This is a genomic window from Acidihalobacter sp. (genome assembly GCF_037381185.1).
GTDB lineage: Bacteria > Pseudomonadota > Gammaproteobacteria > DSM-5130 > Acidihalobacteraceae > Acidihalobacter_A.
The window spans coordinates 40,660-64,506 of sequence record NZ_JARRQY010000011.1 but is presented as its reverse complement, the minus strand read 5'-3'; the positions used below and the strand labels follow the sequence as shown (position 1 = coordinate 64,506).

Genomic DNA, 23,847 nt, shown 5'->3' with positions numbered 1-23,847 from the left:
GACGCCCGCAGTCGTTTGATCGCCCCGCTAGAGGCCGGCCCACCACAGCCTCGCGCGCAAGCCCCACAGCGAGCTCAGCCCGACGACACGGAAACGAATATTGCCGGCAGGACCGACGACAAAACCCGCCGGCACCGCGCTCACGCCCCAGCGCCGCGCGATGACGCCGTCCGGATCCGATATGACCGTGTAGCTCAGATCGTGTTTGCGCATAAAGGCACGGATTTCACCTTCCTTGCCCGATTGCATCGCCACGGTCACCACCTGCCAGTTCCGCGACAAGGCCTGCAGACTGCCGAGTTCCATGCGGCAGATCGGGCACCACGTGCCCCAGAACTGCACCAGCACCGGCCGCCCGCGCAAGGCGGCCAGATCCACGGTCTGCCCGGCGAGATCGCTCGCCCGCAGCGCCGGCGCCGGCCCGTGCGCCATGTCGCGCCCCTTCCAGGCGAACACCGCCGCATACACCAGCCCCACGATCAAGGCGTCGCGCCCGAAACGCAGCAGTCCGCGCCGTGTCGGGCGCCAGCGCAGCCACTTCATCAGCGGATCAGTTCGGCCTGGCCCGGGCGACGTCTGCGTTCGCGCCGTTTCGGCCCCTTGGCCGCAGCCTTGCGTACCAGCGGATCGATATCGTCCAGCAGCCTCGCGCGCTGCGCCTCGTCCAGCAATACGCTGCGCGCGATGAAATAGCGCAGATTCGGATCGCGGTCGTTGACGCAGCGCTCGACCTGTTCGGGGGTCAGATCCTCACGCCGCGCGCAGGTAATGCGCACTGTCTGATCCGGATCATCGATGAGCACGGCAATCTCCTCCGCGCGCAGGTCCACCCGGCGGCCGAAGTAGATCTTCACCAGACTCCACTGATCCCGCACCAGCAGCGAGCGAAAGCCCGGATCGAGGTCTTCCTCCAATGCCAGACTCTTGCGCTCTTCCGTGCTCAGTGCCTTGTACGCGGTCTGATAATCCATACGACTCCCATCGGTGCTTCCGGCCGGCGGCGGTACACTCGCCGGATGCGCATTATTCACGGCTGCCGCCGCCGATCGCAAACCACGGTTCCCACCCATTAATCGGCGCGCCTTCAAGCCCTGTGATATAAACACCGTATAGACGTACGATCTCCCGCAGAGACAAGCCCCGCAATGAGTTCCACAGACACTGCACCGCCGATCCCACTCATTGATGTCCCGTCCACGCGCAGCATCGATGCCACCCGTCCACACTACACGCCACGGGAGCGTGACGAGGCGATGGACCGCATCAAGGCCCTGCTCAAGGCCCGCGATGCCGTGCTGGTCGCGCATTACTACGTCGACGAAGACCTGCAGAGCCTCGCCGAGGAAACCGGCGGCTACGTCTCGGACTCGCTGGACATGGCGCGTTTCGGCAACGAACATCCGGCGCAGACGCTGGTGGTGGCCGGCGTGCGCTTCATGGGGGAAACCGCCAAGATCCTCAACCCCGAGAAACGCGTGCTGATGCCCACCCTGGAGGCAGAGTGCTCGCTCGACCTCGAGTGCCCTCCCGCGGAGTTCATTCCGTTCTGCGACGCGCATCCGGACCGCACGGTGGTGGTGTACTCCAACACCAGCGCCGAGGTGAAAGCGCGCGCCGACTACGTCGTCACCTCCAGCATCGCCGTGCGCCTGGTCGAATACCTGCAGCGTGAGGGACACAAGATTCTGTGGGCGCCCGACCGCCACCTGGGCGACTACATCCAGCGCCAGACCGGCGCCGACATGCTGCTGTGGAACGCCTCCTGCGTGGTGCACGATGAATTCAAGGCACGAGCCCTGACCGAACTCAAGACCGCGCATCCCGAAGCCGCCGTTCTGGTTCACCCGGAGTCTCCGGCCGACGTCATCGCCCTGGCCGACCGCGTGGGTTCGACGACGCAGCTGGTCGATGCGGTTCGCGAACTGCCGAACCCGGCTTTCATCGTCGCGACCGACAACGGCATCTTCCACAAGATGCACGAGGCCGCCACCGGCAAAACGCTGATCGAGGCACCCACCGGCGGCCGCGGGGCGACCTGCCGCAGCTGCGCGCACTGCCCCTGGATGGCCATGAACGGGCTGCACAATCTACTACGGGTACTGGAGACCGGCGAGAACGAAATCCAGGTCGACGAAGCCGTGCGCGTCAAGGCGTTGCGTTCCACCCAGCGCATGCTCGATTTCGCCGCCACACTCAAGCGCAACGTGCTCGGCGAAGGCAATGCCTGAGCCGCATCGCGAAATACCGCGGCCATTGCCAGGGGACCGTCCGTGAGCGGACCCAAGATCGAGGATTTGCCGCACATCAGCCTCGCCGCGCTACGCAAGCTGATTCGCGAACTCCCCCCGGAAGACCTCGGCAAACTGCCGGTGGACAAGCTCCCCGAGGGCATTCCCGAGGACATCGTCGACGGAGCGCCGTTCTACTCGAGGGGTGCGGTCGAAAGTCTCATCATGGAGGCCAACGCCTACCATCTCTCCCTGCGCATGCGCCTGCAGCGGACGGTCGGGGACGAGGTCATCGCCGCCATCGATCATGCCCATCATGCCGGCGCCACCGCCAATGTGCGCGTCTTTCGCACCAAGCTGCTCGAATTGATTGCGCAGCGCCAGAACGCTGCACGCGGCGAGGGCACCACCGATCTGACGCAGTACGGTGCACACGTCAAACGTCTCAACGACCTGCTCATCGACGTACGTACCGAACAGGCCGGAACGCTGCGCATGCTGCACACCCTGGACGGCGCAGTGCCCAACGATCCGGATCTGCGACTCGCCGTGGAGCGTGCGCAGGCACAGCTGGGACGCGCAATCAACGAAGTCGACCAGTTGCTGGGACAGTTCTTCACGGTGCGGCTGCAGCTCGTGCGCCAGGAGATGTCGCGCAAGCGCACCCAGGTCGAGGCCATGCACCAGAAACGCGAAACCATCCGTCTTCAGCTGCAGGAACTCAACCGCGAGATGCAAAACAACGCGGGGCTTTTTTCCCGCACTCTGCGCCGCCGCCAGCACCTGGAGCAGAAGGAAAACACGCAGGCCCATATTTCCCGTCTGATCACCGACATGAAGACCACCGAGGTCGCCATTTCCGAAACCGACCTCACCCGCTGGTTGGACGCCGTGGTAGACGCCAGTCTGCACCGCCAGGCGCGCGAATACGTGCGCGACCTGCTCACCAAGTCACGCACGCTGCTCTATTCGCTACTGAACCACTACTGCGTGTCGCAGGAAGACGGCGCGCGCCAGATCGCCACCAATCCCTTTCTACAGGTCGATCCGCAGAACGCGATCCGTTACATGCTCAAATCCGAGGAATTCATCCTCAAGTACTTCGCACGCAAGCGCGAACAGGCCAGCGCCTGGCTGAGCAGTGCAGCACAGATTCGCATGGAGGATCTGGACTCCCTGGAACGCGATCTCATTCAGGAACTACGGCGAAGCTCGCGCCTGTAGTCCTGTGCCACCGCTTTACAATCCGCGCAGCAGCGGACCACCCAGCCAGGCCACCCACTGGGCGTGCAACGATACGTCCACTCCCTCGTCTGCCGCCCGCTCCTGAAGCTCGCGCTGCAGTTCTTCCAGCAGTGCGGAATCCATCAGTTCGAGGTTTTCGGGCAGTGCCGCGTGCAATACGCGATATACCTGCTTGAGTTCGTCCAACGCGTAGCGTTCCGTCAGCTTCATGACTCTTCTCGACTTCCGTGGCGGCGAACACGCAGAGTAGCGAGCACATGATGCATTGCAAAATTTTTTTGCGCCTATATGCTTAGGTTCCTAACTATTAGGAACCTAACAATTAGGAACCTAAGTATTTTTTATCAATGAAATCAAGATCTGAAGAACAATTCGGCGCCAAAATTGGCGAAATAGCCCGTATATGGCGCATTCGTCTGGACGAACGTCTGCGTCCGCTCGGCCTCAGCCAAACCCGCTGGATGGCAATTCTGCATCTGTCCAAAAGTCCGGACGGACTGCCGCAAACCGAGCTGGCCACGCGCATGAGCATCAGCCACGCCAGTCTCAGCCCGCAGATCGACCGCCTGGTCGAGGACGGCTGGGTCGAGCGGCGCGGCCGTGAAAACGATCGCCGCTGCAAGACGATTCATATGACCGAGCAGGCCAAAACGCTTTCGCGCGAAATCAAGCAGACGGCGGCCAAGCTGCGCAGCGAACTGCTGGAAGGCTTGAGCGACGAGGACATTCACCACTGCGAGCGCGTCCTCACGCACATTCTGCTGCGCGCGCAGTCACTGTAATCGCGATACCCGGCGCATCTCCCGCACCGCGTTCAACAAGGACACCGCATGAAACGCATCATTCGCTACGCCGTCATTGCCGCCATCGCCATCGTGCTGGTCGTCGGCGGCGCGTGGTACTGGTACGACTCGAAGTACTACCCCTCGACTTCCGACGCCTATGTCGGCGCCCACACCGTCCGCATCGCCCCGCAGATCTCGGGCCGCGTGGTCGACGTGGCAGTGCACGATCACCAGCATGTCAACAAGGGACAGCTGCTGTATCGGATCGATCCCACCACCTACCGGCTCAAGGTCGACCAAGCCAAGGCCCAGCTCTCCCTGGCGAAGCAACAGGTCGCCCAGTTACAGGCCTCCGTCACTGCGGCCAAGGCTCAGGTCGAACAGGCCCGGGTTCAGCTGGCTAATGCCGCCAGCAAGGCCAAACGCCAGCAGCGGCTGGTTTCGCGCGGCTACACCGACGCGCAGACCGCGCAGGACGCACAAGCCGCCGAAGCCGCAGCACGCGCAGCCCTGGGCGTGAGCGAGGCGCGTCTTGCCGAAGCCCGCGCGCAGCTCGGTCAGACCGGAGATTCCAATCATCAGGTGCAGTTGGCCAAGGCCGCACTGGGCATGGCGGACACTGACCTCAACCACGCCCAGGTATCCGCCTCCTGCGACGGCCGGCTATCCGGATTCAAGCTGCGTCCAGGCGACTACGTCGACCAGGGCCAGCCCAACTTCGTGCTGGTCTGCGACACGCACTGGTGGGTCGACGCCAACTTCAAGGAAACCGATCTGGCACGCATCAAACCCGGCGAAACGGCTTCGGTCACGGTCGACACCTACGGCAGTCACGCCTTCCGCGGCCGCGTGATCAGCATCAACCCCGCCAGCGGCACGGCCTTCTCCCTGCTGCCGCCGGAGAACGCCACCGGTAACTGGGTCAAGGTCACCCAGCGTGTGCCGGTACGCGTCGAGATTCTGAATCCGTCGCCGAAATACCCTCTGCGCGTCGGCACATCGGCCGAAGTGAGCATCGACACGCTCAAGGCACCGGCCGCGGTTGAGGCGCACCAGAGCACGCCATGAGCGAAACCGGATTTTCCCCCCGGCAACGGCTGCTGATCACCATCGCGGTGATGTCCGCGACGGTGATGCAGGTGCTCGACACCACCATCGTCAACGTCGCCCTGCCGCATATGCAGGGCCAACTCGGTGCGACCCGCGACCAGATCTCGTGGGTACTGACCAGCTATCTGGTCTCCTCGGGCATCTTCATGCCACTGACGGGTTTCTTCACCGACAAGCTGGGCCAGCGCCGCTATCTCATGCTGAGCATCGGCGGCTTCGTCCTCGCCTCCGCACTGTGCGGCCTGTCCACCAATATCGCCGAAATCGTACTGTTTCGCCTCGCCCAGGGCGTATTCGGCGCAGCACTGGTGCCCCTGTCGCAATCCATCATGGTCAATACCTACCCTCTGGAAGAGCGCGGCAGGGCAATGGCGATCTGGGGCATGGGCGTCATGGTAGGACCGATCCTCGGCCCGACCCTGGGCGGTTATCTAACCGAGGTGCTCAGCTGGCGCTGGACCTTCTTCATCAACGTGCCCGTCGGCATTCTCGCCATGGCGCTGGCGATGCGCGTGGTGCCCGACACCGAGCGCCGCGAACGCAAGCTCGACTGGACCGGCTTCGCCCTGATCGCGTTGGCCATCGGCACGCTGCAATACATCCTCGACCGCGGCAACGAAGTCGGTTGGTTCAGTTCCAACTCCATCGTTGCGCTCACCGTGGTGTCGGCGCTCTCGTTCCTCGCCTTTCTCGATCATGCCGTGCGCAAAGGCGACGCCGCACTGTTCAGAATCGGCCTGTTCCGCGACCGCAACTTCGCCACTGCTTCGCTGATGATCGCCGTCATGGGCGTTGGTCTGTTCGGCGCCGCACTGCTGCAGCCCGAGATGCTCGAAGACCTGCTCAACTACCCCGCTCTCACAGCCGGCCTAGCAATGGCTCCCCGCGGCTTGGCCAGCATGCTCAGCATGATAGTGGTAGGGCGCCTGATCGGGAAAGTCGATGCCAGGCTTCTGATGGGCACCGGCATCGTTCTGTCCGTCACCGGTTCATGGTTGATGACGTGGTACAACCTGCAGATCGACCTGTTCTGGGTCGTCGCGCCGATCCTGTTGCAGGGCTTCGGCCTCGGCCTGATCTTCGTGCCCATGTCCACCATCGCCTTCTCCACGCTGCCTCCGCGGGACTCGGCCGAAGCCGCCGGCATGTTCAGCCTCATGCGTACCATCGGCTCGTCGATCGGCATCTCCATCGTCACCACGGTGCTCACCCAGCACACGCAGATGGCCTGGAACCAACTCGGTGGCCACATCAGCGCGACCAACTCCGCGTTGCATCATTACCTTCAGCAACTCGGCCTTCACCTGCATAATGCAGTCACCCCACAGGTGCTGGGCCAAATACTCGCGCAGCAAGCCAACATGGTCGCCTTCAACGACAGCTTCATGTTCATCACCTGGAGCTTCATCGTCATGTTTCCGCTGCTACTCATACTCCGTGGTGGCGGCCTAAAAACCAAGAAATGATGCCACGCGCTCGCTCGCGGTTTAACATCCGGCAGCGCGTTCCACGATCAGGAATCCATCCATGTATCAAACCATCCTGCTGGCCTACGACGGTACCCGCGAATGCCGCATCGCCCTGCGCGAAGGCGCCGAACTCGCCCGCTGCTGCGGCGCGAAAGTGCACCTGCTGTCGGTGATGCCGCTTTCCCTCGGGGTTTCGGTCGGTGAAGGCTTCAACGCCGGAACCATCCTGGAAAACGACATAGAGCAGTATCGCAAGGTGCTCGACGAAGGCCTCGGCAGGATCCGCGAGAAAGGGCTGGACGCCGAGGGTCACCTCGTGTCCGGCGATCCGATCGAACAAATCCTGAACTGCGCGCGCGAATATTCCGCCGACCTCGTCGTGCTCGGTCATGTCGCCCGCCGCGGGTTCGCGCGCTGGTGGAAATCCTCGGTCGGCGCCAACCTGCTGGACGAACTCGACTGCAGCATCCTGGTCGCCATGCGCACGCCGGAACCTGCCGAATCCGCCTGACGTGGCCTACACGCGCCGCGCCCGCGTGCTTTTCCTCGGCCCGCCCGAACTGGCTGCGACGGCCGCTGTGAGCGCGCTCGAACTCGGCCCCGAATGGCTGGAACCAAGCACCGCCGAAGCACCCGCCTCCGGCTGGGCCGATCTGGTCATCACGCTGGATCGGGCAAGCCGCGATTCCCTGCCGGTGCTGGCCGCGACTACCCGGCACAAGCACTGGAATGCCGATACCCGGGACGAGGTACGCAAGCGGGTGGCGGGAATGATCGGGGGAATGCGACTGTTGGCGCGCTTGTCCGAAGACTGAACCCTTCCATCGCGAGATTGGGGATCGCCGAGGGCGACCCGGAAACAGCTTCGGGGAAACACTACCGTTTCAACCTGGGCTACCTGGACCAGGTACTGCGGGACTTGCCGGCTCACGCTCGGAACTATCCACCGCGATTCGATTCGCCGCAGCGCCGGCAGCGCGCCGTCGAAGACGTGAAACGATTCGCGCGAATGCTCGACATTCTCGTGAACACCCTTCGACCGAACACGCAGATACTTGCGCGCGCCGGCTACCTCAACAGCATCGGCTACAACCTGGAGTTTCCCGGCTCGGGCGAAAAAGCCGTTGCCATCTTCGAAAAGCTGCTCGCCGCGACCCCCTCGGACCCCCGGGCCAATTACCTGTACGGCAGCTTTCTCGCCAACGCCCAGAAGCCTCGCCAGGCTCTGCCATATCTCGAAAAGGCCTATGCCGGCGGCATGGCGGACGCGGCATACACCATCGGGATGGCCTACCTGAGTCTGGACAACCGGGAAAAGGCCATGGAACACCTGGAAATCTACAAGCGCCGCAATCCCGGCGATACCCGCGTGGGCAAGCTCATCGAGGCCATACGTGCGGGCAAGATCCGATCCGGGAAAAGTTAGGGTATAGGTGGGCAACGGTTATGAGCCGCAGTCCCACATCATGTCCAAAGACATTTCCTAGGGCCGGGCCACGAAAAGCGGCTCCGGCAGCGCATCGCGCAATAGGATGAACAGGCCCTAGCCGCGGGCGCTGACCACGCCATTCAAAGCCAGGCTGCCGCTGACCTGCCCGATGTGCTCCAGCGCGTGGCGCTCGAGATAGGCGATCAGCCCGGCATTGATGCGCCCCAAAATCAGCGGATCGTAGAACAGCGCGGTACCCACACCCACCGCCGTAGCGCCGGCGATCAGAAACTCCAGGGCATCCTCGGCCGAGGCCACTCCGCCCTGGCCGATGATCGGGATACCGTGCGGGCCGGCCACCTGGTGCACCTGGTGCGTCTTGAGCACGGCGATCGGCTTGATCGCAGGCCCTGAAAGTCCGCCCTGGTTGTTGCCGATGTGCGGGCGGCGGTTCTCGATGTCGATCGCCATGCCCATCAGCGTGTTGATCACGGAAAAAGCGTCCGTGCCCGCCTCGATGCAGCGCCGCGCGTTCTCGGCGATGTCGGTCTGGTTGGGCGAGAGCTTGGTAATCAGGGGTTTGGAGGTAACCTCACGGCAGGCCGCGACCACGCGTGCTGACATGTCCGGATCATTGCCGAAAGCGACGCCGCCTTCCTTGACGTTGGGGCAGGAGATGTTGATCTCTATCGCGTCGATGGGCGAATCGTCGAAAATGCGCGTGACCTCCGCATATTCCTCCACCGATGAGCCGGAGACGTTGGCAATGTAGCGCGTCTCGGAAAAATCCAGCTCCGGCAGGATGCCGTCGACCACCCGGCGTGCACCGGGATTCTGCAGACCGATGGCGTTGAGCATGCCCGCCGGTGTTTCGTAGACCCGGTGCGCCGGATTGCCCAGGCGCGCTTCGAGCGTAGTGCCCTTCAGGCAGATCGCGCCGGCGTCCCGATTGGAATAGCCCTCGACCCGCGTGTATTCTTCGCCGAACCCGACGCAGCCCGATAGCAACACCAGCGGCGTCGCCAGCCGCAAACCGCAGAAGTCCACCGCCAGACGCCGATCGCCACCGCTCTCAATCATGTTCCACGTCGTCCTCTACCAGCCCGAGATACCACCGAACACGGGCAATGTGATTCGTCTGTGCGCCAACACGGGCTGCCGGCTGCACCTTATCAAACCTTTGGGTTTCGAACTCGACGACCGCCGCATGCGCCGCGCCGGCCTCGACTACCACGAGTGGGCCGACTTGCAGGTGCACGAAAGCCTCGCCGACTTCACCACCGCGGTACGCCCGCCGCGCATCTTCGCGCTGAGCACCCGTGGAGCGACTCGCCATACACAGCCCCGCTACGCTGCCGGTGACGCCTTCCTGTTCGGCCCGGAAACCCGTGGCCTGCCGCAAAGCGTACTCGAGGAATACCCCGCCGAACAGTGGCTGCGCCTGCCGATGATGCCCAACAACCGCAGTCTGAACCTATCAAATACGGTCGCCGTCACGGTTTTCGAGGCCTGGCGTCAGCTCGACTTCGGCGGTGGAATCTGAGGCTGAAGCCGCAATTCTACGCACCGCTAAACGCCGCGGCGACGCATCCGCGCCACAGCCTTGTCGATCGCCTCGTCCAGAAACGCACCGTAGAAATCCTCCGTGGTCAGTCCGACCAATGGCTTGGCCAGCAGCCGCCCCTTCGCGTCCAGCAGCAACACGGTCGGGGTAAAGCTCACGTGGTAACGTCGCGCGAAATCACGCGGCGCGATGCGGCGGCCGTCGAAATCGACCAGCGGCAACTCGGCATCGACGTGCAGCTGACGGAAGATGATGCGCCCGCGGTAGTCGCCGCTGCGTACCATCGGCTTGAGGAAATCCTCACGCACCTTCTCGCAGTAGCTACAGCCGCGACGGGCGATCTCGATCAGGATGGGTGTCTCATGGGCCGCGGCTGTCCTGCCGTCGGCGGCCAGGTTCCCCGCTTCGGGCAACAGCGCATCGGCCATCGTCTGCAGCGGCAGCAAAGCCAGCATGGCCACGGTCAGCCATGCGATCCAACGTATTCTCATCCTCCCCCCATTGACGCAGGCGAAAAGCCGATCCTTTATACTGCGCCTTCCCGTACAAGACGCAACACAACCATAAAATATGCCCGCACGCCTTCGCATCGCCACCCGCAAGAGCCCACTCGCCCTCTGGCAGGCCGAGGAGGTGGCACGCCGGCTCAAAGAGTTTCACCCCGGTCTGGAAGTGGAACTGGTCGGCCTGAGCACCCGCGGCGATCAGATCCTCGACAGCCCATTGGCCAAGATCGGCGGCAAGGGGCTGTTCGTCAAGGAGCTCGAACAAGCCATGCTGCGCGGCGATGCGGACATCGCCGTTCATTCCATGAAGGACGTGCCGGTCGCGTTTCCCGATGGACTCGGGCTGGCGGTGATCATGGAGCGTGAGGACCCGCGCGATGCCTTCGTGTCCAACGATTACGCCAGCCCTGCCGAGTTGCCGCCGCATGCCCAGGTCGGCAGCTCCAGCCTGCGCCGTCAGATGCAGTTGCTCGCACGCTTCCCGCGTCTGCGCGTCGAGACGCTGCGCGGCAACGTCAACACCCGCCTGGGCAAGCTCGACGACGGCGAATACGACGCCATCATGCTCGCCGCCTCCGGCCTCAAACGCCTCGGCCTAGACGAGCGTATACGCTTCGCACTCCCGCCCGAGGAATCCCTGCCCGCCATCGGCCAGGGCGCGCTCGGCATCGAGGCGCGCCTTGACGACGCACGCGTGCAGCAACTCATCGCTCCGCTCGACCATGCCGAGACGCGCTTGTGCCTAAGCGCCGAACGCGCGCTCAACGCCCGGCTCAACGGCGGCTGCCAGGTACCGATCGCCGGCTATGCACAGCTGCGCGAGGGTGAAGTATACCTGCGTGCCCTGGTTGGCATGCCGGATGGCAGCGAAGTCTATCGCGCCGAGGCCAGTGCGCCGCCCGAATCCGCCGAAGCCCTAGGCACCGCCATCGCCGAGCACCTGCTGGCGCAGGGCGCGGAGCAGGTACTCGCCAGCATCGGCATCCATCCCGAGGAAACGGCGCATGAGTGAGGCACTCGCCGGCCTCGGTGCCGTGATCACCCGGCCCGAACACCAGGCCGAGGCCCTATGCGAACGCATCACGGCAGCCGGCGGCCGCGCCATACGCTTTCCGGTGCTGGAAATCCTGGACCCTACCGACAGTCAGGCGCTAGTGGAGATCATCGACCGGCTCGAGCAGTTCGATCTGGCCGTATTCATCAGTCCCAATGCGGTGAACAAGGCCATGAACCTGATTCTGGCCAGACGCAGTTGGCCATCGGGCCTCGAGGTAGCTGCGATCGGCGCGAAATCGGCCAAGGAATTGGAGCGTTACGGGCTGGCTGTCGACCTGCGCCCGGGCCGGCGCTTCGACAGCGAGGCGCTATTGGCCGAACCGGCGCTGGCCAACATGCACGGCAAGCGCGTGGTCATCTTTCGCGGCGACGGCGGGCGCGAAATGCTCGGGGATACGCTTGCCCGGCGCGGTGCCGAAGTCGCCTACGGCAATGCCTACCGGCGCGGTCGACCCAAGACCGACACCGGCACATTGTTCTACCATTGGTCACGAGGGGAGATAGACGTGGTACTCGTCACCAGTACCGACGGCCTGCGCAACCTGTTCGACATGGTGGGCAAGCTCGGTCAGATGTGGCTGCGCAAGACCCCGCTGATCGTCGGCAGCGAACGTATCGCCGAAGCTGCCAGGGAGCTTGGCCATACGCTCGATCCTTTCATCTCCGAGGATCCGAGCGACGAAGCGATGTTCGAGGCCCTGCAGAACTGGGCCAACCACCGGAAGAGTGCGCATGAGTGAGACCGACGAAACCCGGCAGAATACCACCCAAACCGCGGCTGAAACGGCGGACCAGACGCCGGCACGGGAAGAAGCCGAGAGCACGCCGGTCGCCCCGCCTGCCGAGAGACCCCGGCACCGCGGTTCGATTGTTCCGCTGATCATCAGTCTGATCGCCGTGCTGTTGGTCGGCGGAGGCCTTGGCGCGGGCTACTGGGGCTGGCAGCAACTGCGCCAGCAAAGCGCGACGAACAACCAGAGCATCGACAACCTCAACACCCAACTCAAGGCGCTGCAGGTCAATATCGGCGCCCAGGCATCACAGCACGCGGTCGACGCGCTGCAGAAGCAGCTCGCCGCGCTCGAACAACAGGTCAAATCGCAGACGCAGACCCTGGACACGCTCAACCGCGCGGTCGAGCGGGGGCGCACGCTGGCCCAACGCAACCAGCGTGGCTGGAGTCTCGCAGAGGTCGAATACCTCATGCGCATCGCGCGCTATCGCCTCGACCTCATGCACGACTATCCGGGCAGCATCGCAGCACTGAAGGCTGCCGACCAGCAGCTCGCCGCGCTGGCCGATCCCAATCTGCTGCCCGTGCGCCAGGCCCTGGCCAAGGAGATCGGCGACCTGCGCGATTTCAAGAAACCGGACCGCGTCGGCATCATGCTCGAACTGGCGCAGCTCGGCGACCATCTCAAAGGACTTCCGCCCGCCCAGCCGGCGCTCGGCGGGAAATCGGTCGAAACAGCCCACGCCAATCCGCGCAGCGGCTGGCGCGGCCTGCTGGACAGCGTGTGGGCCTCCATCTCCAAGCACATCACGATCCGCCACTACGACCAACCCGTGCAGAGTGCACCCGGCGCCGAATCCCTGTTGTACATGAATCAAGTGCTGCGCCTGCGTCTGGAAGCGGCACGGGTCGCTGTGATGCGTGGCAACAATACGGACTACCATAGCGAACTCAAAGCCGCACTGGACTGGCTCGATGCGCACTACGCACCGCAGGCTGCCGCATCGACCAGACAACAGTTGCAGTCCCTGCAGGCGCGTGACATCGCGCCCACACCGCCTGATATCAGCGCTTCCCTGACCCTGCTGCACCGTCTCGCCGCTGGCGGCGAGACGCAATCCAAAGGCACCTCGTCATGAAGCTGCTTCTCGTTGCACTACTGGCCATGGCGCTGACCGGCGCGGCCGTGCAGTGGGCGCTGCACGAGCCCGGCTACGTACTGCTGGCCTGGGGACATTGGTCGGTCGAGCTCTCGCTGGTGTTGTTCGGCGTGATTCTGATCATCGCCTTCGTATTGCTCTACCTGCTGCTGCGCTTTCTCACCCGCGTATGGATCGCCCCGTCCGATATCGCCGTCCGGCTGCACCGTTCGCGCGCCGAGCGCGCCCGGCGCCGCCTCATTCGCGGGCTATTGGACTTCGCCGAGGGCCGTTGGAGTCACGCCGAACGCCTGTTGATCCGGGGTGCGGCGCACAGCGAGACGCCGCTGCTCAACTATCTGGCCGCCGCGCATGCCGCGCAGCGCCTGCAGGCCTACGATCGCCGCGACGTTTACCTGCGCCGCGCCATCGAGAGCGACCCGCAGGCAAAGGTCGCGGTGGAACTGTCGCAGGCGCAACTGCAGCTTGACCACCAGCAGACCGAACAGGCGCTGGCCACGTTGAGGCATCTGCGCGAAATCGCTCCCGATCATGCCTATGTGATGCGCCTGCTGGGCAAGCTCTACCTGGAACTCAAGGATTGGGGCGAACTCGAACGCCTGCTTCCTCGACTGCGCCGCAGCGCGCTGATCAGTTCCGAGCGCTATCAGGAACTCGAAACGCGCATCATCCACGGGCTCTTCGACCACGCCCGTGAACGCAACGAGCTGAACTCGCTCAAGAGTGCCTGGGAAGCACTGCCGCGCAAAAGCCGTCAGCGTCCCGAACTGCTGGCGCTGTACTGTGAACATCTGGCGGCACTGGGCGAACCGGCGCAGGCCGAGCGCTTGCTGGCGCGCGCCCTGAACGGTCAGTGGAACGAGGAATTGGCGCAGCGTTACGGGCGCGTCCGCGGTGACGATCCCGCACAGCAGCTTCGGCGCGCCGAAACATGGCTGGATTCGCATCCACACAGCGCCACGCTGCTGCTGAGCCTGGCCCGGCTGAGCGCTGCGGCGCAGCTGTGGGGCAAGTCGCGCAGCTACTACGAGGCCAGCCTGGCGGAACAGGCCAATGCCGCAGCGTATTTCGAACTGGGAGAACTTCTGATGCGTCTGGAGGAAGGCGATGCTGCGGCCGAGTGCTACCGCAAGGGACTGCGCCTGTCGGTCGAAGGCCATACCGAAGCGCTCGAAGGCCCACGCTTGAATCGCAACGCCCCACTGCCTCCGCCCAACCGCAGACCCGACGTTTCCGGGGCCGAGGACGCCTATACGGTCTGAAGTCCGCTCTCAGGCGAACTCTACCGAATCCTCGGCAAACTCGAAGCTATCGCAGAACAACTGCTCATCGGGCAGGCCGTGTTCGGCGAACACCGGCTTCGCCGCCTCGACCATCGGCGGCGGTCCACTCATGTAGACCTCGTAACCGCTCAGCTCCGGATAGGCGCGCAGCAGCGCATCGTGAACCCAGCCCCGTTCGCCGTCCCAATTCGGATCGTCATCGGCTTGCGAAAGCACCGGCGTATAGCGCAGGTTGGCGTGTTCAGCAGCCCACGTGCGCAGCTTTTCGTCGCGATAGAGATCCTCGCTGCGCCGCGCACCCCAGAACAGATGGATCGGCCGCTCGACGCCCTCGGCGAAGGCGTGTTCGAGCATCGCCTGCAGCGGCGCATAGCCGGTTCCGCCAGCCATCATCAGAATCGGCCGGTCGGAGTCCTCACGCAGGAAAAACGTGCCCAGTGGACCTTCGATGCGCACCAGCGCCTTGGGCTGCATCGTGGTGAACACCTGGCCGGTGAAGAATCCGTCCGGCACGTGGCGTACGTGCAATTCCAGGGCTTCGTCGCGATGCGGCGGATTGGCCAGCGAGAAACTGCGCCGGCGACCGTCCTTGAGCAATATATCGACATACTGGCCGGCCAGGAACTGCAGACGCTCGATTGCCGGCAGCTTGAGGCGCAATTCCATGACGTCGTGATTCAGTCGCGTCATCTCTACCACGCGTGCGGGTAGCGTCTTGACCACGATATCCTTCACCGCGCCGATTTCCGGCACCTCGATCTCCAGGTCCGACATCGCAAAGGCCTGGCAGAACAGCGCCTTGCCGGAGGCCTGGTCCGTCTCGCTGAGCGCGCGCGGGCGCATGGGCCCATAATCGACTTCGCCGTGCAGCAACGTGCCCTTGCAACTACCACAGCCACCATTGCGACAGCCGTATGGCAGAGCGAAACCCTGGCGCAGCGCGGCATCAAGCACGCTCTCGTCGTCCTCGACCTCGAGCTGATGACCGCTGGGCCGGATTGTCACGGTGAAGCTCATGCGCTTGCCTCAGTATCGGGAAAAGCGGTTATTCTCGCCTATTTGGCTGCCAAGACAAACCTCATGGAAACTACGCTGATCGTCGGTTGCGGCTATCTAGGGCGGCGTGTCGCAGAATTCCTGCAGCGGGCAAACAATCCCGTACTCATCACTACGAGGCGACCGGAGTCGGTGGATGTGCTGCGCGGACACGGCTACGCGGCGCATGAACTCGACCTCGATGCAGGGGCAGACTTCATACCACCCGGCGGGCCGTATCGCGTGCTCTATCTCGTGCCGCCACCGCATTATGGCGCGCAGGATTCGCGCCTGCCGAGGCTGTTGTCGGCGCTGCGTGGGCACCCGCCCCTGCGGTTCGTCTACGCCGGCAGCAGCGCGGTCTACGGCGATCGGCAGGGAGCATGGGTGAGCGAAACCGCTGCGGTAGCGCCGCAGAGTGAGACCGCAGCAAGACGGCTGCACGCCGAACGCAGTCTCATACAATGGTGCTCGGAACACGGTATCAGCCGAGTCATTCTACGGCTCGCCGGTATCTATGGTCCGCGCAGACTACCGCTCGAGCGGCTTCGCAGCGCCCGGGCAGCCGTTCGCGAAGCCGAAGCGGCCTGGAGCAATCGCATTCACGTCGATGATCTGGCCCGCGCCTGCATAGCCGCCCTGCAACACCCCTCACCGCGAACGCTCTACAATGTGGCCGACGGACATCCCAGCAGCAGCACGGCGTTCCTGCGCGCAGTGGCCGAGCGTACGGGTCTACCCGCAGCGCCGGAAGTCCCGCTGCGCGAGGCGCTTGCCCAGGCCAGCCCCGCCCAGGCCCGTTTCATGCTCGAATCACGGCGGCTCGACGTCTCGCACATGCGCGAAGACCTGCTGCCCGACTTGTTGTTTCCGGATTACCTCGCTGGGCTGAGCGCGATACAGGACTTCTGAAGAGTATCTGCCCCAAGCCGTGAAGGCCAGCCTGGCCAACAAGGACATTGCTGATCCCATGTTTCCGACCTATATCATGCTGCTTGGCATGGCCACGCTATGGGGCGGCACGTTCATCGCCGGCCGCCTCATCGGCACCAGCGTGGACCCGTACAGTGCTGCGTTCCTGCGCTTCGCCATCGCGTCGGTCTGTCTGTGGCTTCTGACCCTGTCCAACGAGCGGCGCATCCCCCGGCTTGACGCCAGGCAGAGCGTTTCCGTGATCCTGCTCGGGCTGACCGGAGTATTCGCCTAGAACGTTTTCTTCTTTCGTGGGCTGGAGACCGTAGACGCCGGTCAGGCAGCGGCGGTAATCGCCTCGCTGTCGATGATCCTGTTCGGCGAGCGCGGAGGCATTTTACGGATATTCGGCATCGTCTTGTCGCTGATCGGCGCGCTGATCGTCATTTCCAACGGTCAGCCGCTTGGGCTGCTGGAAGGCGGCCTCGGTGCCGGACGACTGGACATCGTCATGTGCGTGTTAGCTGGGTCGCCTACTCGCTGGTCGGCAAACGCGTGCTGATTGGCCTGTCACCACTGGTGTCGGTCACCTACGCGTCTACCGTCGGGATGCTGATGCTGGCCTTACCGGTATGGACGCAGGGAACTGAGGTACATTGGACCGGCTACGGATTACTGGAGTGGAGCAGTCTGCTCTACCTGGGGCTTGGCGGAACGGTGATCGGATTCGTGTGTACTACAAAGGCATTCAGCGCATCGGCGCAATACGGGCCAGCGTGTTCATCAATTTCGTTCCCGTAAGCGCGATTCTACTGGGACATCATTTCCTGGATGAAACGGTGGGCTGGCCGCTCGCCCTCGGCGCGATGCTGGTTATCGGTGGCGTCTATCTCACCAACCGACCTGATGTCGTAGGGCGCAGGACGCTCAAAACCGATTGACCAGATAGACCCCGTAGCACACGCGCGAGGCGATGTCCTGTCGGCTTTCCCAACCGACCACGGAACGCGGTGGCGTATAGGCACGACCAAGATACAGGCCCATCCGTGCCGTCGGCTTTCGCTCGACGGGCGAGAACAAATGGCGGGATGATTGTCGAGGAGATTCCTGTATCGCCTGCATCGACAGCGCTACGACGTCCAGGTAAGGCTGTCTGCGAGAGAACCACTGTCCCCCGCCGGTTCGCCGTGAGCGGCAACAGATGCGGCCATGACCGCGAGTGCGGCGACTACGCTTCTAATACTCATCATCGTCATACCCTCTGCGGTATCGCGTGCCGCGCAACACCTGGTGGCAACCGGCTGTCATGGTCCCAAAGGACTTTAGACCCTTGGCTTTGCGTCCCCGCCTTTCGACGGGTTTGCCGTTTTCACGTGGATCGGCAGCATAAGTGATGAGAACTCGCGCAGAGGAGACAACTACCGACGATCCGCATCCATTGCCGGACGAACGGTACTTAGCCCCGCGTAGCTTAGCGCTGCACGATCAACAGCAATCCCGCAATCACCGCCAGACCGGCCATCACCAGATCACGGTACTCGAAGCGGACATGCAGCAGATCGATCAGTCCGGTCGCCAGCAGCCACACGCCGGCGAGCGTCAATCCGAGTTGTTTCAACATAGTCGAAGTCTTGATTGTTGGAGTTTGGATTCTTAATACGTGTCTGAGGCGATGCGGGCCACAGCTCAGCGGTCGATACCCAGGGATTGCCAGATCTCGTCGACGCGCTGTTTGACCTCTGGATCCATGACGATTGGCCGCCCCCATTCACGCGTGGTCTCGCCCGGCCACTTATTGGTCGCGTCCAATCCCATCTTGGACCCAAGCCCCGAAACCGGCGAGGCAAAATCCAGGTAGTCGATCGGCGTATTTTCGACCATGACCGTATCGCGGACCGGATCCATGCGCGTGGTGATCGCCCAGATCACGTCCTCCCAGGAACGCGTGTTCACGTCCTCGTCGACCACGATCACGAACTTGGTGTACATGAACTGGCGCAGAAAGCTCCACACGCCCATCATCACGCGCTTGGCATGTCCGGCGTACTGCTTGCGCATGCTCACGACCGCGAGTCTATACGAGCAGCCCTCCGGAGGCAGATAGAAGTCGACGATCTCCGGGAACTGCTTCTGCAGCAGCGGCACGAACACCTCGTTCAGCGCCACACCCAGGACTGCGGGTTCATCCGGCGGACGCCCGGTGTAGGTACTGTGGTAGATCGGCTCGCGGCGCTGGGTGATCCGCTCGACGGTAAATACCGGAAAGCGGTCCACTTCGTTGTAATAGCCGGTGTGGTCGCCGAACGGGCCTTCGTCGGCCATCTCGCCCGGTGTCAGATGCCCTTCGAGCACGATTTCCGCCGACGCGGGCACCAGCAGATCGGAGCCGATCGCCTTGATCAGTTCCGTGCGCGAGCCGCGCAGCAGCCCGGCAAAGGCATGTTCGGATAGCGAATCGGGCACCGGCGTCACCGCACCGAGAATGGTCGCCGGATCGGCGCCGAGGGCGACGGCCACCGGAAACGGTTCGCCGGGGTGCTCCGCCTGCCAGTCACGGTAGTCCAGGGCGCCGCCGCGGTGCGAGAGCCAGCGCATGATGACCTTGTTGCGGCCGATCACCTGCTGGCGGTAGATGCCCATGTTCTGGCGTTCCTTGTGCGGCCCGCGGGTGATCACCAGGCCCCAGGTGATCAGCGGCCCGGCATCACCGGGCCAGCAGGTCTGCACCGGGTAGCGGCCCAGGTCGATATCGTCGCCTTCCAGCACGGTCTCCTGGCAAGGGGCGCTACGCACCGTCTTCGGCGCCATGTCCAGCACCTTCTTGAAGATCGGCAGGCTTTTCCAGGCTTCTTTCATGCCTTTCGGCGGATCCGGTTCCTTGAGAAAGGCCAGCAGCCGCCCTACTTCGCGCAAGGCTTCGACGGATTCTTCCCCCATACCCAGGGCGACGCGACGGGGGGTGCCGAACAGATTGCCCAGTACCGGTACCTCATACCCCTTCGGGCGTTCGAACAGCAGCGCCGGACCGCCCGCGCGCAGCGTGCGGTCACAGATCTCGGTCATTTCCAGATGCGGATCGACTTCGGCGTCTATGCGCTTGAGTTCGCCCTGCTCTTCCAGCAGGCGGATGAAGTCGCGCAGGTCACGATACTTCATGCCTCGAATTCCGCCACTGCGGGGGCATGATCGGACGGCCGTTCCAACCTGCGCGGCTCGACATCCACGGTCGAGGCGGTGCACTTGGCGGCCAGCGCGTCGCTGGCGAGCACCAGGTCGATACGCAGGCCCAGATTGCGCCTGAAGCCGGCGGCCCGGTAGTCCCACCACGAGAAACTCTCCGGCGGCTGCTCGAAAAGCCTGAAGCTGTCCTTGAAGCCCAGATCCAACAGCTTCCTCAACGCGTCGCGCTCGGGCGTGGAACACAGAATGCGCTCGTGCCAAGCCTGCGGATCGTGGACGTCGCGGTCATCCGGGGCGATGTTGAAGTCGCCCAACACGACATACCGCGGATGCCGCACCAGATCCTCGCGCACATAGGCGGTCACCTTCTCCAGCCAGTCCAGCTTGTAGGCGAACTTTTCCGAGCCCACCTCCTGGCCGTTGACCACGTACAGATCCAGAACACGTACGCCGCCGACGGTTGCGCCGAGAATGCGCCGCTGCGGATCGTCCAGGCCCGGCACGTCGGTGACGACGTCTTCCAGCGGTTCGCGGCTGATCAGCGCCACGCCGTTGTAGGTCTTCTGACCGGAAAACGCGACGTGATAACCCAGCGCCTGGATTTCGGCGGCAGGAAAATTCTCGTCCGTCAGCTTGGTTTCCTGCAGCGCCAGGACGTCGGGTTCCTGCGCCCGCAGCCAATCCAGAACCTGCGGCAGGCGCACCTTGAGAGAGTTGACGTTCCAGGAAGCGATCTTCATGCGGCGATTCCGTGATGTCTGAGCAGGGCGTCGACACTGGGCTCGCGACCGCGAAATTCGCGGAACAGCTCGGCCGCAGGCTGCGAGCCGCCGCGCTCGAGAATGCTGTGCAGGAAGGCGCGCCCGATCTCGACATTGAACAGGCCTTCCTCTTCGAAGCGCGCAAACGCGTCGGCGGAGAGGACCTCGGCCCACTTGTAGCTGTAGTAGCCGGCCGCATAACCGCCGCCGAAGATGTGCGCGAAGCTGTGCTGGAAACGATTGAAGGCCGGCGGCCGCACCACCGCTACCGCCTCACGCACTTCGTCCAACAAGGCCTGGATATCGGTCGGCAGCGACGAATCGTATTCCTGGTGCAGACGCATGTCGAATACGGAGAACTCGATCTGCCTGAGCATCTGCATGCCGGCCTGGAAGTCGCGGCTCGCCAGCAATGCGTCGAGCATGTCCTCCGGCAGCGTCTCCCCGGTTCTGTAGTGGCGCGCGAACATGTCCAGCGTCTCGCGTGTCCAGCACCAGTTCTCCATGAACTGGCTGGGCAGTTCCACCGCATCCCACTCGACACCGTTGATACCCGCGACCGCCGGATAGTCGATACGCGTCAGCATGTGGTGCAGGCCATGACCGAACTCGTGGAACAGCGTGATCACCTCGTCGTGGGTGAACAAGGCAGGTTCGTCGCCCAGCGGGGGAGTCGAGTTGCAGGTCATGAAGGCGATTGGATAGCGCAGCGTGTCGGCATGCCGATGACGCGTCACGCACTCGTCCATCCACGCACCGCCGCGCTTATGCTGGCGCGCATAGAGATCCAGGTAGAACTGCGCCCGCAGCCCGCCGTCGGGATCGCGAATTTCGTAAAAGCGAACGTCCTTGTGCCAGGTCTCCACAGCGGGGCCCGGAACGATACGTACGTCGAACAGCTTTTCGGTGAGGCCGAACAGCCCCCCGAGTACGCTGTCGGCAGGGAAATAGGGCTTGAGCTGCTCCTGCTGCAGCGCGAAGCGATGTTCGCGAAGGCGCTCGCCGGCGTAGGCCATGTCCCAGGCCTGCAGCTCCTCGAGGCCGAGTTCCCCGGCCGCGTATTCACGCAGTTCAGCTAGCTCGGATTCGGCGGCTGGTCTCGCCTTTTTTGAAAGATCAAAAAGAAAATCAATGACTTGCTCTGGCGACTCGGCCATTTTCGTGGCTAGGGATTCCTGCGCATAACTCGCGAACCCGAGCAGTTCGGCGGCCTCTCGTCGCAGGCGGAGAATATCGTGCATCACCTTGCCGTTGTCCCAGCGTCCGGCATGCGGCCCCTGTTCGGATGCACGCGTCGAATACGCCGTATACACCTGTTCACGCAACGAACGGTCGCGGCAGTGGCTCATCACGCCATAGTAGGACGGGAAGTCGAGCGTGACGCGGTAACCCTTCCGCCCCGCTTCCTGCGCCGCCTGTTCGGCCAGAGCCAGGCCAGAGGGCGGCAAACCGTCGAGCAACGCAGCGTCATCGAGATCGAGATGCCATGCGTGCGTGGCGTCGAGCAGATTTTCCTCGAAACGCGACTGCAGCGTTGACAGCTCCTCCTGGATGGCGGCAAAACGCTTCTTCTTCTCTGCCGGCAGAGCGACTCCGCCAAGGCGGAAATCGCGCAGCGTGTCGTCGACCACCTTGCGCTGCGCGATTTCCAGGTTGCCGTATTCGCTGCTCTCCGCCAATTCGCGCCAGGCCTCGTATAGCCGAACGTTGTGTCCAAGTTCGGTGTGGTAGGCAGACAGCTTCGGCAGACACGCATTATAAGCCGTGCGCAGCGCCGGACTGTTGGCCACCGCATTCAGATGGCGGACCGGGGCCCATATACGGTCGAGATGTTCGTCGAGTTCGACCAGAGGCTCGACGAAGGTATCCCAGGTCCGCGCTTCGTCGCCGTCCAACAGGCCCGCGATCGCCTTGCGGTTGGCGGCCAGCACCGCGTCGACCGCGGGTTCGACGTGCTCCGGACGGATTTGGGCAAACAGCGGGTGCGACGAGGATTCGAACAGGGGATTGGCGGCCATGTGATCCACACTCAGTCGGATTGGACCGCCTAGATTATCACGCGGCAAAGCGGGCGAGCAGCATCCAGATGGCCATAGGCAAGCCCGCCAATAACGCCACGAGGCCGGCAAGCGCATGCCAACGGTAGCCGCGTACCAGTTCCTCCTCGGACTTGCCCGAGAGAATATAAACGTATGCGCCATTGCCCCTCGACAGCAGGCTGTGTGCCTCCGGCGGCGGCTCCTCCATCGCGCGACGCTGGACCTCGCGCTTGGCCCAATAGCGTGCCAACTCCCATTCTTGCTCATCGATCTGACCATCAGCGTTACGATCGAAGGCTTTCATGCGTTGGGGATCGCGCTTGAGGTCGCGCAGCAACGCTGCGCTTTCCGCACCATTGTCGGGAATCGGGATGCCCAGCGTGCAAAATTCGCCGATGGCGTACAGCGGCCAGTCCTGCTCCAGGCGCTGTTCACGGAAGCGGTAACGACCGCGGCTAAAGACGTGCAAACCGGTCAGAGGCTCACGGCTATTGCCGTACCAACGCCTGTCGACGTGCGGGATGACTTGAGCGCCTTCCGGATCGATGATGCAGATTCCGGTTCCGTCCTCGATGGAAAAGAGCCCATCGCTCGTGGCACGTTCGATGATTTTCCAGCCACGTTCGCCGGAGTTACCGTAAGATTTCCTCTCTTCTATTTGATAGCTGTACCACAGACAGCGCTGCCCGCTGAGAGGGGAGACGATCGGGGGCCCCTGCAAGGCGCGCCCGGTACCGATCAGTTCGATATACCCCTGCGGTGCAGAGCGGATACGCGAAGTCGGCACATCGCTGATTACCCGGGCCCGCAACACACTGCGCAGGAACCAGTACAAACCACCTCCGCCAGTTGCCAACGCGAGCGCGCACCATGTCCAGAACGTATTGTCCGGCAGGACATTCCAATATTGGACGCTGAACAGCTTCACGACCGTCGGAAACGGGATTCGCTCAGCCGAATAGTTGCTTGAGGTTCACGTCGCGGGTTTCCTCTTCACTGAATTCAAGCAGCTCGAAGGACTTGAAGTTGAACATCCGCGCCACAAAAACATCGGGAAACTGTTCGATCCGCACGTTGTTGTTGTTCACGCTTTCGTTGTAGAACTCGCGGCGGTCGGCAATCGCGTTTTCCAGGCCGCTGATGCGCTGCTGCAGATGCTGAAAGTTCTGATCGGCCTTGAGTTCGGGATAGTTCTCCGCCACGGCAAACAGGTTACCCAAGCCCAGACGCAGCGCGCCTTCGGCCTGTCCCAGAGCCGCGCAGGCGCACGGGTCATACCATCCCTCGAGACCCAACACGGGATGGCGCGTAGGCAAGGCCGACAAACGGATACCAAACCCGAAAGTCGACGC

The 23,847-nt window shown here is 63.3% G+C and carries 28 protein-coding genes, 1 pseudogene and 1 riboswitch; of the genes and pseudogenes, 17 read left to right on the top strand and 12 right to left on the bottom strand.

Annotation, left to right across the window (positions count from 1 at the left end):
• Window positions 1–27 precede the first annotated feature (27 nt).
• On the bottom strand, window positions 28–543 hold the full coding sequence (locus P8014_RS05570; RefSeq protein WP_337816315.1) for a protein disulfide oxidoreductase: 516 nt from the start codon (window positions 541–543) through the stop codon (window positions 28–30).
• Window positions 543–971, bottom strand: a complete 429-nt coding sequence (locus P8014_RS05565; protein ID WP_337816314.1) for a hypothetical protein — start codon at window positions 969–971, stop codon at window positions 543–545. Before P8014_RS05565 ends, P8014_RS05570 begins: the two co-directional genes overlap by 1 nt.
• A 174-nt stretch (window positions 972–1,145) precedes the next feature.
• Here P8014_RS05565 and nadA point away from each other — a divergent pair, with 174 nt between their 5' ends.
• Together nadA and P8014_RS05555 are read left to right on the top strand one after the other, a co-directional pair.
• Window positions 1,146–2,228 carry a quinolinate synthase NadA gene (nadA, locus tag P8014_RS05560; protein WP_337816313.1) on the top strand — a complete coding sequence of 361 codons (1,083 nt, stop codon included), beginning with the start codon at window positions 1,146–1,148 and terminating at the stop codon, window positions 2,226–2,228.
• A 42-nt stretch (window positions 2,229–2,270) separates the two neighbouring features.
• Window positions 2,271–3,452 carry a hypothetical protein gene (locus tag P8014_RS05555; RefSeq protein ID WP_337816312.1) on the top strand — a complete coding sequence of 394 codons (1,182 nt, stop codon included), beginning with the start codon at window positions 2,271–2,273 and terminating at the stop codon, window positions 3,450–3,452.
• 15 nt (window positions 3,453–3,467) lie between these two features.
• Here the strand turns inward: P8014_RS05555 and P8014_RS05550 are convergent, their stop codons facing one another.
• Window positions 3,468–3,683 carry a hypothetical protein gene (locus tag P8014_RS05550; RefSeq protein ID WP_337816311.1) on the bottom strand — a complete coding sequence of 72 codons (216 nt, stop codon included), beginning with the start codon at window positions 3,681–3,683 and terminating at the stop codon, window positions 3,468–3,470.
• A 137-nt stretch (window positions 3,684–3,820) separates the two neighbouring features.
• On the opposite strand from P8014_RS05550, the gene P8014_RS05545 reads away from it, so the two are divergent.
• The 6 genes from P8014_RS05545 to P8014_RS05520 all read left to right on the top strand — a co-directional run bounded on the left by P8014_RS05545 (window position 3,821) and on the right by P8014_RS05520 (window position 8,263).
• Entirely contained in the window at window positions 3,821–4,255 is a 435-nt protein-coding gene (locus P8014_RS05545; protein ID WP_337816310.1) for a MarR family transcriptional regulator, read from the top strand.
• A gap of 48 nt (window positions 4,256–4,303) precedes the next feature.
• The gene (locus P8014_RS05540) at window positions 4,304–5,326 is read left to right on the top strand and encodes an HlyD family secretion protein (RefSeq protein WP_337816309.1); all 1,023 of its coding nucleotides are present in this window, start codon (window positions 4,304–4,306) and stop codon (window positions 5,324–5,326) included.
• Window positions 5,323–6,834 carry a DHA2 family efflux MFS transporter permease subunit gene (locus P8014_RS05535; RefSeq protein WP_337816308.1) on the top strand — a complete coding sequence of 504 codons (1,512 nt, stop codon included), beginning with the start codon at window positions 5,323–5,325 and terminating at the stop codon, window positions 6,832–6,834. Before P8014_RS05540 ends, P8014_RS05535 begins: the two co-directional genes overlap by 4 nt.
• Before the next feature lie 61 nt (window positions 6,835–6,895).
• The gene (locus P8014_RS05530) at window positions 6,896–7,348 is read left to right on the top strand and encodes a universal stress protein (RefSeq protein WP_337816307.1); all 453 of its coding nucleotides are present in this window, start codon (window positions 6,896–6,898) and stop codon (window positions 7,346–7,348) included.
• Between the two features lies 1 nt (window position 7,349).
• On the top strand, window positions 7,350–7,652 hold the full coding sequence (locus P8014_RS05525; protein WP_337816306.1) for a hypothetical protein: 303 nt from the start codon (window positions 7,350–7,352) through the stop codon (window positions 7,650–7,652).
• Window positions 7,653–7,846: 194 nt separating this feature from the next.
• Complete coding sequence (locus P8014_RS05520) at window positions 7,847–8,263, top strand: tetratricopeptide repeat protein (protein WP_337816305.1); 417 nt, start codon at window positions 7,847–7,849, stop codon at window positions 8,261–8,263.
• 117 nt (window positions 8,264–8,380) lie between these two features.
• On the opposite strand, the gene P8014_RS05515 is transcribed toward P8014_RS05520, so the two are convergent.
• On the bottom strand, window positions 8,381–9,346 hold the full coding sequence (locus P8014_RS05515) for a dihydroorotate dehydrogenase (protein ID WP_337816304.1): 966 nt from the start codon (window positions 9,344–9,346) through the stop codon (window positions 8,381–8,383).
• On the opposite strand from P8014_RS05515, the gene trmL reads away from it, so the two are divergent.
• Complete coding sequence (gene trmL / locus P8014_RS05510; RefSeq protein WP_337816303.1) at window positions 9,345–9,809, top strand: tRNA (uridine(34)/cytosine(34)/5-carboxymethylaminomethyluridine(34)-2'-O)-methyltransferase TrmL; 465 nt, start codon at window positions 9,345–9,347, stop codon at window positions 9,807–9,809. The genes P8014_RS05515 and trmL overlap by 2 nt on opposite strands.
• Before the next feature lie 26 nt (window positions 9,810–9,835).
• Here trmL and P8014_RS05505 read toward each other — a convergent pair whose 3' ends face one another.
• On the bottom strand, window positions 9,836–10,321 hold the full coding sequence (locus tag P8014_RS05505) for a thioredoxin fold domain-containing protein (RefSeq protein ID WP_337816302.1): 486 nt from the start codon (window positions 10,319–10,321) through the stop codon (window positions 9,836–9,838).
• Between the two features lie 79 nt (window positions 10,322–10,400).
• Between P8014_RS05505 and hemC the strand changes: the two genes are divergently transcribed.
• The 4 genes from hemC to P8014_RS05485 are packed head-to-tail and all read left to right on the top strand — an operon-like array spanning window position 10,401 to window position 14,547.
• A complete protein-coding gene (gene hemC, locus P8014_RS05500) occupies window positions 10,401–11,348 on the top strand; it encodes a hydroxymethylbilane synthase (protein ID WP_337816301.1) in 948 nt (315 codons plus the stop codon).
• Window positions 11,341–12,132, top strand: a complete 792-nt coding sequence (locus P8014_RS05495) for a uroporphyrinogen-III synthase (protein ID WP_337816300.1) — start codon at window positions 11,341–11,343, stop codon at window positions 12,130–12,132. Before hemC ends, P8014_RS05495 begins: the two co-directional genes overlap by 8 nt.
• Entirely contained in the window at window positions 12,125–13,264 is a 1,140-nt protein-coding gene (locus P8014_RS05490) for a uroporphyrinogen-III C-methyltransferase (RefSeq protein ID WP_337816299.1), read from the top strand. Before P8014_RS05495 ends, P8014_RS05490 begins: the two co-directional genes overlap by 8 nt.
• Complete coding sequence (locus P8014_RS05485; protein ID WP_337816298.1) at window positions 13,261–14,547, top strand: heme biosynthesis HemY N-terminal domain-containing protein; 1,287 nt, start codon at window positions 13,261–13,263, stop codon at window positions 14,545–14,547. Before P8014_RS05490 ends, P8014_RS05485 begins: the two co-directional genes overlap by 4 nt.
• Window positions 14,548–14,556: 9 nt before the next feature.
• Here P8014_RS05485 and P8014_RS05480 read toward each other — a convergent pair whose 3' ends face one another.
• Window positions 14,557–15,585 carry a CDP-6-deoxy-delta-3,4-glucoseen reductase gene (locus tag P8014_RS05480; protein ID WP_337816297.1) on the bottom strand — a complete coding sequence of 343 codons (1,029 nt, stop codon included), beginning with the start codon at window positions 15,583–15,585 and terminating at the stop codon, window positions 14,557–14,559.
• A 63-nt stretch (window positions 15,586–15,648) separates the two neighbouring features.
• Between P8014_RS05480 and P8014_RS05475 the strand changes: the two genes are divergently transcribed.
• From P8014_RS05475 to P8014_RS05460, 4 genes are all read left to right on the top strand, one after another.
• The gene (locus P8014_RS05475) at window positions 15,649–16,515 is read left to right on the top strand and encodes an NAD-dependent epimerase/dehydratase family protein (RefSeq protein ID WP_337816296.1); all 867 of its coding nucleotides are present in this window, start codon (window positions 15,649–15,651) and stop codon (window positions 16,513–16,515) included.
• 58 nt (window positions 16,516–16,573) lie between these two features.
• Window positions 16,574–16,810 (top strand): EamA family transporter, encoded by a 237-nt coding sequence (locus P8014_RS05470; protein ID WP_337816295.1) that lies wholly within the window; start codon window positions 16,574–16,576, stop codon window positions 16,808–16,810.
• A gap of 72 nt (window positions 16,811–16,882) precedes the next feature.
• Window positions 16,883–17,077, top strand: coding sequence for a hypothetical protein (locus P8014_RS05465; RefSeq protein WP_337816294.1), 195 nt, complete (start codon window positions 16,883–16,885; stop codon window positions 17,075–17,077).
• A gap of 169 nt (window positions 17,078–17,246) precedes the next feature.
• Window positions 17,247–17,456, top strand: coding sequence for a DMT family transporter (locus P8014_RS05460; protein WP_337816293.1), 210 nt, complete (start codon window positions 17,247–17,249; stop codon window positions 17,454–17,456).
• A 348-nt stretch (window positions 17,457–17,804) separates the two neighbouring features.
• Window positions 17,805–17,890, bottom strand: a riboswitch (cyclic di-GMP riboswitch).
• A gap of 96 nt (window positions 17,891–17,986) precedes the next feature.
• Here the strand turns inward: P8014_RS05460 and P8014_RS05455 are convergent.
• From P8014_RS05455 to P8014_RS05430, 6 genes and pseudogenes are all read right to left on the bottom strand, one after another.
• Window positions 17,987–18,136 (bottom strand): hypothetical protein, encoded by a 150-nt coding sequence (locus tag P8014_RS05455; RefSeq protein ID WP_337816373.1) that lies wholly within the window; start codon window positions 18,134–18,136, stop codon window positions 17,987–17,989.
• A gap of 65 nt (window positions 18,137–18,201) precedes the next feature.
• Window positions 18,202–19,671 carry a 4-hydroxy-3-polyprenylbenzoate decarboxylase gene (gene ubiD / locus P8014_RS05450; protein WP_337816292.1) on the bottom strand — a complete coding sequence of 490 codons (1,470 nt, stop codon included), beginning with the start codon at window positions 19,669–19,671 and terminating at the stop codon, window positions 18,202–18,204.
• Window positions 19,668–20,435 (bottom strand): exodeoxyribonuclease III, encoded by a 768-nt coding sequence (gene xth, locus P8014_RS05445; RefSeq protein WP_337816291.1) that lies wholly within the window; start codon window positions 20,433–20,435, stop codon window positions 19,668–19,670. The genes ubiD and xth overlap by 4 nt, the downstream gene beginning before the upstream one ends.
• Complete coding sequence (locus P8014_RS05440; RefSeq protein WP_337816290.1) at window positions 20,432–22,474, bottom strand: M3 family metallopeptidase; 2,043 nt, start codon at window positions 22,472–22,474, stop codon at window positions 20,432–20,434. Before P8014_RS05440 ends, xth begins: the two co-directional genes overlap by 4 nt.
• A gap of 37 nt (window positions 22,475–22,511) precedes the next feature.
• The gene (locus P8014_RS05435; protein WP_337816289.1) at window positions 22,512–23,423 is read right to left on the bottom strand and encodes a GIDE domain-containing protein; all 912 of its coding nucleotides are present in this window, start codon (window positions 23,421–23,423) and stop codon (window positions 22,512–22,514) included.
• 22 nt (window positions 23,424–23,445) lie between these two features.
• Window positions 23,446–23,751: pseudogene (locus tag P8014_RS05430) on the bottom strand (LemA family protein); the annotation flags it as partial.
• Between the last annotated feature and the right edge of the window lie 96 nt (window positions 23,752–23,847).